10 protein-coding genes and 1 tRNA gene are annotated in these 9148 nt (G+C 54.7%); 5 read left to right on the forward strand and 6 right to left on the reverse strand.

The genetic code is table 11. The features are described from left to right. Positions 1–247 precede the first annotated feature (247 nt). The 6 genes from trfA to H8S56_RS19095 all read right to left on the reverse strand — a co-directional run bounded on the left by trfA (position 248) and on the right by H8S56_RS19095 (position 4201). Positions 248–1096: a plasmid replication initiator TrfA gene (gene trfA / locus H8S56_RS19070; protein WP_187519496.1), complete on the reverse strand. Its 849-nt coding sequence runs from the start codon at positions 1094–1096 to the stop codon at positions 248–250. A gap of 31 nt (positions 1097–1127) precedes the next feature. Further along, positions 1128–1331 carry a helix-turn-helix transcriptional regulator gene (locus H8S56_RS19075; RefSeq protein ID WP_187519497.1) on the reverse strand — a complete coding sequence of 68 codons (204 nt, stop codon included), beginning with the start codon at positions 1329–1331 and terminating at the stop codon, positions 1128–1130. 127 nt (positions 1332–1458) lie between these two features. Beyond that, entirely contained in the window at positions 1459–2184 is a 726-nt protein-coding gene (locus H8S56_RS19080) for a hypothetical protein (RefSeq protein WP_187519498.1), read from the reverse strand. Next, positions 2181–3398: a tyrosine-type recombinase/integrase gene (locus H8S56_RS19085; protein WP_187519499.1), complete on the reverse strand. Its 1218-nt coding sequence runs from the start codon at positions 3396–3398 to the stop codon at positions 2181–2183. The genes H8S56_RS19080 and H8S56_RS19085 overlap by 4 nt, the downstream gene beginning before the upstream one ends. A gap of 167 nt (positions 3399–3565) precedes the next feature. Then, positions 3566–3639, reverse strand: a tRNA-Thr gene (locus H8S56_RS19090). A gap of 130 nt (positions 3640–3769) precedes the next feature. After that, positions 3770–4201 (reverse strand): pilin, encoded by a 432-nt coding sequence (locus H8S56_RS19095; RefSeq protein ID WP_187519500.1) that lies wholly within the window; start codon positions 4199–4201, stop codon positions 3770–3772. Between the two features lie 226 nt (positions 4202–4427). Here H8S56_RS19095 and pilB point away from each other — a divergent pair, with 226 nt between their 5' ends. Genes pilB through yacG form a run of 5 tightly spaced genes read left to right on the forward strand, consistent with a single transcriptional unit; the run spans position 4428 to position 9042 of the window. Continuing rightward, entirely contained in the window at positions 4428–6122 is a 1695-nt protein-coding gene (gene pilB / locus H8S56_RS19100) for a type IV-A pilus assembly ATPase PilB (protein WP_187519501.1), read from the forward strand. Between the two features lie 2 nt (positions 6123–6124). Next, complete coding sequence (locus H8S56_RS19105) at positions 6125–7342, forward strand: type II secretion system F family protein (protein ID WP_187519502.1); 1218 nt, start codon at positions 6125–6127, stop codon at positions 7340–7342. A gap of 1 nt (position 7343) precedes the next feature. Continuing rightward, a complete protein-coding gene (locus H8S56_RS19110) occupies positions 7344–8216 on the forward strand; it encodes a prepilin peptidase (protein WP_187519503.1) in 873 nt (290 codons plus the stop codon). After that, complete coding sequence (gene coaE / locus H8S56_RS19115; protein ID WP_187519504.1) at positions 8213–8836, forward strand: dephospho-CoA kinase; 624 nt, start codon at positions 8213–8215, stop codon at positions 8834–8836. The genes H8S56_RS19110 and coaE overlap by 4 nt, the downstream gene beginning before the upstream one ends. Next, on the forward strand, positions 8833–9042 hold the full coding sequence (gene yacG, locus H8S56_RS19120; RefSeq protein WP_024684958.1) for a DNA gyrase inhibitor YacG: 210 nt from the start codon (positions 8833–8835) through the stop codon (positions 9040–9042). Before coaE ends, yacG begins: the two co-directional genes overlap by 4 nt. Positions 9043–9148 lie beyond the last annotated feature (106 nt).

Raw genomic sequence — 9148 nt, forward strand, 5'->3', positions numbered from 1 at the left:
ACGTCTGAAGCCGCTACTCAGTATTTATATTTGATTAGGAACAGATTAGTGCCTCCCGTGAAAATCTCCGCATGGCCGATGTAGCTTGGGCTAGAGAGCGAAATCAATGAAATATTCTAGGGGAGCTAGAACGGTATTTTCATGGGTAAAAGAACGGCAGTGCCAGAGTGCTGGAACGGTAGTCCGGGGTGCTGGAACGGTAGCCCTGGGGTGCTAGAACGGCATAAAAAGTAATGCCAGAACTAAATCAGCGCTTTTTTTCCAAGTGTCGTTGCTGCGAAGGACTGGGTGTAGTCTTCACTCGCACTAAGCCCCCCTCTACTGAGTAGCTAAACGGCTGACCTGCCGCGTTGCTTGCTTTCTCCACGGAGCCTAGAGATCGCCGCAAGTCCTTTTTGAAATCACTTAATGACCTTGCCCTGCTTCCACACAATCGGTGCAAAGTTTCTACTTTGAAGTCATAGGGTCGTGCATGAGTCATGTAGAACCCATGCAACCACAGAGCAAGCGGCTTACCATGCAGCGCCCGGCGAACTGACCAATCCACATCTGTGAACTGGTCCCCACAAAACAGCACTCTAAGCTTTGGATTTAATTTAATTACATAGCTTCGCGTAGTGTGGTCGCGATAGACATCGCAAATCAAGCTTCCCTCGTATGAGTACTCCCCCACTCGAATCTGCAAAGCAGTAGCCTTCATCCTGCTTAAATGCCTATTTAAAATGCCTCGGTTTTTCCCAGTATCGGTCTTACCTAGATCTTTGAGTAGACGATATGCAGTTACTCTGCATTCCGATCCAAGCTCCCGCATCCGAGACAAATGCAGCACAGCCTCCCACACATCTAAATCACCCTGATCAAGCAAGGCACCTGTATATATGATACTGATCCCACCCAAAGCACTAATTTCAACACGTTCGAGATATGGGCGATGGCCTTTACTGACCGCACTAAATAAAGCGGATCGGAGAGCAACGTTTGGCACACGCCTGACCGAATCTGACCAATTGGTCATCAGACAACGAACCGGCTCGCTTCCGGCGTCTTGAGGCTTCGCCAGACCGCGCTCGTTAAAGATCTCTAGAATGGTATCCATGCTGCGCGGATGACGTATATCGGAAGGCACTTTAACGTACTGACGCAGCTATTTTCTCTACAACCCACGCATGCACCTGATCAGCAGGCCACGCTACAGAATTGGCCCCAAGCGAAATCCCGGAGGGGAACTCGCCCGCCCGAATCAAGCGATATATCTGAGATTTGCTCAGTCCAACGAGAGCACAGACATTAGGAAGGCGAAGCAGTAGAGGTGAGACGTGTTGACTAGCCATTTGGACGGGTCTCCTTGGGACCGGACTGGATGGCTAGGAATTGAAAAGCATCTCAGGCGATGAGTCCTGGCAATTGCCTAATTCTCGCTAAAACGCCAGTATTAGCCTCCTCTCCCCACCGACATCATTATGCCCATCCCCCCATGTACTTTTTAAGAGTCTTGTGACTCTTTGGCATGTCCACCCCTGCCGCTTCAGCTAAAGATATAATTGCTGTACATGGATCAAAGTTTTTACGATCAGAACGAAGTCCTAACACCCGACGCCTGATAGTCTCTGAACGCTTCTTGACGGCCTCATCAGGAGACTGATCAGTATGAGCCTTATCAACCTCTTTGATTAGCTCAACCAAGCCACCTATAATTAAGCTAATAGAATTCAGCTCTTTAGATTGAAGCACGGCCTTCCCTTCATCTGCTTCAGCCCGCGAACCCATACCGCTACTTGAAACAAAATCAGAAGCTTCAATTCCCGCACTACCTATCCACTGACCAAGAGTCTCTCTCGAAGAATAAACAATGCTCGCCGGAATACAGACGCGTTTATTTACCGAACAACAGAAGCACTGTATAAAATTACTATCGACGCCAGGGAGAGGATTACACAACCCTTCGAAGTAGCTAAGTAACCCTTCTTCATCCAACTCATAACCTCTGATCGAGACTTCTGAGGAAACGACCCTGCCAACCCAAAATAGTTGCTTGGGCAATATATCCTCACGGCGCAGCATGTATTCAATACATACTTCACCAATCAATTCCTGAAGACCAAATGCCGCCTCAGGCAAACTTAGTGCGTGATAACGAGCGTACGCAGGCAACAAATCAGATAGACGAATCAGATCATCGCTCATGCACTTGCCTCCATATCTGCAATAGAGGACTCAGCACAGTTGGACGACAGAGCCTCTAAATGGTCGGCATACCACTGAAGCATCCCGCGACGCCCCTCCAGATATAGGGCATGATTGTAGGTGCCGCGTATGCTGTTCTTGTCCAAATGCGCTAGCTGAGTTTCGACCCATTCGCTGGCGTACCCCTGTTCATGCAAAGTGGTGGACATTGTGTGGCGGAACCCGTGACCTGTGGCGCGACCGTCGTAACCAGAGCGCTTGAGCAGTTGGTTGATCGCTGCCTCGCTCATAGGCTTAGCCGGGTCGTTACGCCCAGGGAACGCAAGCGTGTAGCCGCCAGTAATGCTTTCTAGCTCACGCAGTGCAGACACTGCTTGCTTGGGCAGAGGGACTAGATGAGCGCGGCGCATCTTCATCCGCTCAGCTGGAATCATCCAGAGTTTCTTATCGAGGTCGAACTCTGACCAAGGAGCCCCCCTCAGTTCAGCAGTCCGCACCCCTGTAAAAATTAATAGGCGTGCGGCAATTTTCACCACGTCATGACCCGGACACGCCTGAAAATCTCGTATTAAATCCGGGATTTCTGCGATAGGGAGGAAGGGATAGTGTCGTGATGTAGGGGTCTGAAGTGCCCCTCCGATATCTGCGATTGGGTTGTACTCAGCCCGCCCAGTGGCAATTGCGAAACGGTAGACCTCTTGGCAACGCTGCCGGACCTTTCGCAACTTCTCTAATGCCCCTCGCGATTCTATGCGGCGGAAGACCTGTAGCCACAGCATGGGTTTGATATCGATCAGCGGCAGGCTTCCAACCTGCGCAAAGATATCCAGCTCGAAACCTTCCATCACGTCGCTCGCATAGCCCGCTGACCAGCGTGAGGACTTATGTCGATGCCACTCTAACGCAAGGCTCTTGAACGTATTGGCACGAGAGATAGCCGCCTGAGCCCGAGCGACCTTCCGTTCAAGACCAGGATGCCGTCCCTTCGCCACAAGTTGGCGTGCATCAAAAGCAAGCTGGCGAGCCTGCGCGAGTGTCACGTTATCGGCCGTGCCCAGAGAGATGTGTGACTGCTTGCCATCCAACCTGAAACGGAAGCGCCAAGATTTGCCACCTGCGGCACGAACCCAAAGGAATAGACCACCTCCATCAGCGACGCCGAAGTCCGTTTCGCGGGGCGCAGCATTCTTCACTTTTAACGCTGTCAAAGGCATGCGAGTACCCATAGATTATTGAACAGCGCAAAGGTACTCGCACGGGTACTCAGATAGCAAGGGCTTGGATGGGACTAGATGGCACCGCATGAAACAAAAAGCCCGCACTAGGCGGGCTTCTTGAGGACATCCGACACTGCTTGGCACTGCATGAATCTATTGAACGGTGCCGAAAACAGGAATCGAACCTGCGACCTTCGCGTTACGAGTGCGCTGCTCTACCGTACTGAGCTATTTCGGCTTGGCAGGTTTCACCGCCTGAGGACTTCCATTACTGAGCATAGGCAAGCTTACAGCCTGTGCACGGTCAAATCGCAGGCGTAAAAAAACCCGGCCATTGACCGGGTTCTTTTCAGCTAAACAAGCCCGAATTAGTTCTTGATATACCCGTTGCTCACGCACACACCGGTGTAAGTCCAGGTAACCGGAGCGCCTGCTCCCACAATGGCTGGACTGAGCGAGCAGGTATCTGTAGCCAGAATGCCTTTAGTGGCATTGGGAGTAGCAGTGATCGCAGCTGAGGTCCCGGTGATAGTGATTGTATTGACAACACTAGGCAGCCCCACGCCTGACGGCAACGTGACGCCAACCTCGGCAGCGGTGTCGCAATCAGTCAAGTTGCCTTGCTGTGCGACACACACTCCGACCGCTGTTTTAACAGACGCCATCGCAGCCAGAACCTCGGTGTAAGCAGCTTTTTTCGCATAGTTCTGATAGGACGGGATCGCCACGGCCGCCAAAATACCCACGATCGCTACCACGATCATCAATTCGATCAACGTAAAACCTTTTTGTGCTTTCATTGCGTACTTCTCCGAGGCGTCAATTTTGGGTGCCTTGCGGGGAGTAAAGCACACGTCATGCCAATGTGACACACCGCACAGTTTGCGGGTTGAAACACATGCCGACGTGCTCGGAAGCGTTCTGAAATCAGCAGAAACTGACAATTTTCGTCACATCCCCTCCTGACATTTGGCAGCACCGCCCGACTGCGATATAAACCTCGTATTGTCTGTGCGTGGTGGTGTTATGTCTGATGTCGTTCTCACGGGGCTTGCCAAGCAACTGGTGCTGGCCGAGCTTCTTTCTGAAAAAGCTGCACAGCAGGCTAACCAAAACGCCAAGCGCGACAAAATTTCGTTGGTCAGCTACCTGGTTCAGAACAAGCTAGTCAAAAGTCTGACGCTTGCCGAGATGGCCTCCGATCAATTCGGTGTGCCGTTCATGGACCTTGCCAGCCTGGACAAGGAAAGTCAGCCCAAAGGGTTGATCAGTGAAAAGCTGGTTCGCCAGCACCACGCATTGCCGTTATGGCGTCGGGGCAACAAGCTGTTCATCGGCATCTCGGACCCGACCAACCATCAGGCCGTCACCGATATTCAGTTCAGCACCGGCCTCAACACCGAAGCGATTCTGGTGGAGGACGACAAGCTCAGTGACGCCATCGACAAGTTCTTCGACGCCAACAGCGGCCTGGGCGATCTGGCCGATGTCGACCTCGGGCTGGACATCGAAATCGGCGATGGCAAGGAGTCTTCTCTCAGCGAACAGAGCGATGCCGATGACGCGCCGGTGGTGCGCTTCGTTAACAAGATGCTGATGGACGCGATCCGGCTGGGCTCTTCGGACCTGCACTTCGAACCCTACGAGAAAGTATTTCGCGTGCGCCTGCGCACCGACGGCATCCTGCATGAAGTCGCCCGGCCGCCGATTCACCTCGCCAGCCGAATCGCCGCGCGCCTGAAGGTCATGGCCAGCCTGGACATTTCCGAGCGCCGCAAGCCTCAGGACGGACGGGTCAAGCTGCGCATCTCCAAGACCAAGGCCATCGATTTTCGTATGAACACCCTGCCGACGCTGTGGGGCGAGAAGATCGTCATGCGGATTCTCGATCCGACCAGCGCCCAGATGGGCATCGATGCACTGGGCTACGAGCCTGAACAAAAGGCGCTGTATCTGGAAGCGTTGAAGCAGCCACAGGGGATGATTCTGGTCACAGGCCCCACCGGCTCCGGCAAGACCGTGTCGCTGTACACAGGCCTGAACATCCTCAACACAGTGGACATCAACATTTCTACCGCCGAAGACCCGGTCGAGATCAACCTGGAAGGCATCAACCAGGTCAACGTCAATCCGCGTCAGGGCATGGACTTCTCTCAGGCGCTGCGCGCGTTCTTGCGTCAGGACCCGGACGTGATCATGGTCGGCGAGATCCGCGACCTGGAAACGGCAGAAATCGCCATCAAGGCCTCGCAGACCGGTCACATGGTCTTGTCCACGCTGCACACCAACAGCGCGGCGGAAACCCTGACCCGTTTGCATCATATGGGGGTCGCAGCCTTCAACATTGCCACGGCGATCAACCTGATCATCGCGCAACGTCTGGCTCGCAAGCTATGCTCCCACTGCAAAAAAGAGCTGGATGTGCCCCGCGAAACACTGCTTCAGGAAGGTTTTCCCGAGTCAAAAATAGGCACGTTCAAGATCTACGGCCCGGTTGGCTGTAATCAGTGCAACGGCGGGTACAAGGGGCGGGTCGGCATTTACGAAGTCGTCAAGAAAACGCCTGAGCTGGAGCGCATCATCATGGAAGAAGGCAATTCGCTGGAAATTTCCAGGCAAATGCGCAAGGACGGCTTCAATGACCTGCGCACCTCAGGCCTTTCGAAAGCCATGCAGGGCATTACCAGCCTGGAAGAAGTCAATCGCGTGACCAAGGATTAAGCATGGCCAGCAAGGCAGTCAAAGTCAGTGTTTTCACCTGGGAAGGCGTCGACAAGAAAGGCAGCAAGATCAACGGTGAACTGAGCGGCCACAACCTGGCGCTGGTCAAGGCTCAGTTGCGCAAGCAGGGTATCAACCCGACCAAAGTGCGCAAGAAAGCGGTGTCGATTTTCGGCAACGGCAAAAAAATAAAACCGTTGGACATCGCGTTCTTCTCAAGACAGATGGCGACAATGATGAAAGCGGGTGTTCCGCTGCTGCAATCCTTCGACATTATTATCGACGGCAGCGAGAACCCGAACATGCGCTCCCTGATCGGCACGCTCAAACAAGAGGTTTCGGCAGGCAACAGCTTTGCAACCGCCTTGCGTAAGAAACCGGAATATTTCGATGACCTGTTTTGCAACCTGGTGGATGCAGGCGAACAGGCAGGTGCCTTGGAAAGCTTGCTCGACCGGGTAGCCACATATAAGGAAAAAACCGAAAAGCTCAAAGCGAAGATCAAAAAGGCCATGACCTATCCGGCAGCCGTTCTGATTGTCGCGATGATTGTGTCCGGTATTCTGCTCGTTAAAGTCGTCCCGCAGTTTCAGTCGATATTCTCAAGCTTTGGGGCCGAGTTACCAGCATTTACCCTGATGGTCATCTGGCTTTCAGAGGTCATGCAACGCTGGTGGCCCGTCGCCCTCGGACTATTGATCGGCGCTTACTATTTATTCAAAAACGCCTACAAGAAATCCGAGAAGTTTCGTGACGGTATCGACAGGTTCCTGCTGAAAATCCCGATCATTGGTCCACTGATCTTCAAGTCATCTGTGGCCCGCTACGCGCGGACACTGGCTACCACCTTCTCGGCTGGCGTCCCGTTGGTCGAGGCGCTTGATTCAGTTGCTGGCGCCACCGGCAACGTGGTGTTCCGCAACGCGGTCCACAAAATCAGGCAGGACGTATCGACCGGCATGCAGTTGAACTTCTCGATGCGCTCGACGGGTGTATTCCCGAGCCTGGCCATTCAAATGACAGCCATTGGTGAGGAATCCGGCGCGCTGGACAGCATGCTCGACAAGGTCGCCACCTATTACGAGGATGAGGTCGACAACATGGTCGACAACCTGACCAGCCTGATGGAACCGATGATCATGGCAATACTGGGTATAGTTGTTGGCGGCCTAGTGATTGCTATGTACCTGCCAATCTTCAAGCTTGGGGAAGTTGTCTGACATGCCCCTTCTCGATTTCCTGGCCAGCTCGATGCTGGCCTTTGTTATTTTCAGTGGCGTGCTTGGCCTGCTGGTCGGAAGCTTCCTCAACGTCGTGGTGTATCGCCTGCCGAAGATGATGGAGCGTGACTGGAAAGCCCAGTCGCGGGAAATGCTGGGCCTGCCTGCCGAGCCCGATCAGTCCCCCTTCAACCTGATTCTCCCGCACTCCAGTTGCCCGCACTGCGCCCACAGGATTCGTCCCTGGGAGAACGTACCGGTCATCAGCTACCTGTTGCTGCGCGGCAAGTGCTCTCAATGCAAGTCTGCGATCAGCAAGCGTTATCCACTGGTCGAACTGGCCTGCGCGCTGCTGTCGGCCTACGTCGCCTGGCACTTCGGCTTTGGCTGGCAAGCGGCGGCGATGCTGGTGCTGACGTGGGGCCTGCTGGCCATGAGCCTGATCGACGCCGACACGCAGTTGCTGCCGGACTCACTAGTGCTGCCCCTGATGTGGCTGGGGCTGATCGTGAACACGTTCGGCCTCTTCACCTCGTTGAGTGACGCGCTGTGGGGCGCGGTGGCCGGTTATCTGGCGCTGTGGTCGGTGTTCTGGCTGTTCAAGCTGATCACCGGCAAGGAAGGCATGGGCTATGGCGACTTCAAGTTGCTGGCAATGCTCGGAGCGTGGGGCGGCTGGCAGATTCTGCCGCTGACCATTCTGCTGTCATCGCTGGTAGGCGCCGTTTTGGGCGTGATCCTGATGCGCGTGCGTAATGTTGAATCCGGTACGCCAATCCCCTTCGGTCCTTATCTGGCCATTGCGGGGTGGATCGCTTTGCTCTGGGGTGGTCAAATAACCGACTCCTATTTGCAGTTTGCCGGTTTCAAATGAAACACCCTGATCAAAAACCCTGGATTCTCGGCCTCACAGGCGGCATCGGTAGCGGTAAAAGTGCAGCGGCGCAGTGCTTTATCGACCTGGGCATCCAGGCCGTGGACGCCGACCATGCGGCACGCTGGGTGGTCGAGCCGGGGCGTCCGGCGCTGGATCAAATTGCCGAGCACTTCGGCCCTGGCGTGTTACAGCCCAGCGGCGAGCTGGATCGCAGTGCGTTGCGCACGCTGATCTTCGAGCAACCTGAAGAACGTCGCTGGCTGGAGTCGCTGCTGCATCCGCTGATCAATCAGGAGATCACCCGCTATCTGGCGAATGCGACATCGCCCTACGCCATTCTGGTCTCGCCGCTGTTGATCGAATCCGGCCAGTACCGAACGGTCCAGAGGCTACTGGTGATCGACGTTCCGCAGCCTCTGCAAATAGAGCGCACCATGCGGCGCGACCGCTCAAGTCAGGAGCAGGTCCAGGCCATCCTCAAGGTCCAGGCGCAGCGCGAAGAACGCCTGCGCCACGCCGACGATGTGCTGATCAACGACCGTGATACGGCCTGGCTGAAAAGCGAAGTCGAGCGGCTGCACCACTTTTACCTTACTTTGCGTGGAGGCCAATCATGAGCCAACCAATGACCGTTCAATGCCCGACCTGCGACGCACCTGTGGAATGGAGCGCGGCCAGCCCCAACCGTCCGTTCTGCTCGGACCGCTGCAAACTGATCGACCTCGGTGCCTGGGCATCGGAAGAACACGCCATCCCGGTCAGCCCGGATGCTGAAGACGATCTGTTTTCAGGCGATCTGGAAGCGCCGCACAGAGGGCATTGAGGCTAACTGATTCTTTTCGCGAGCACTCCATCGCCTGATGATCCTTCCCAAGCTCCAGCGATCAGCGTTAACCACAAGTCTCACTGCAACCAATGGCCTGTGGGAG

Origin of the sequence: Pseudomonas triticifolii (genome assembly GCF_014358015.1) — a bacterium.
Lineage (GTDB): Bacteria > Pseudomonadota > Gammaproteobacteria > Pseudomonadales > Pseudomonadaceae > Aquipseudomonas > Aquipseudomonas triticifolii.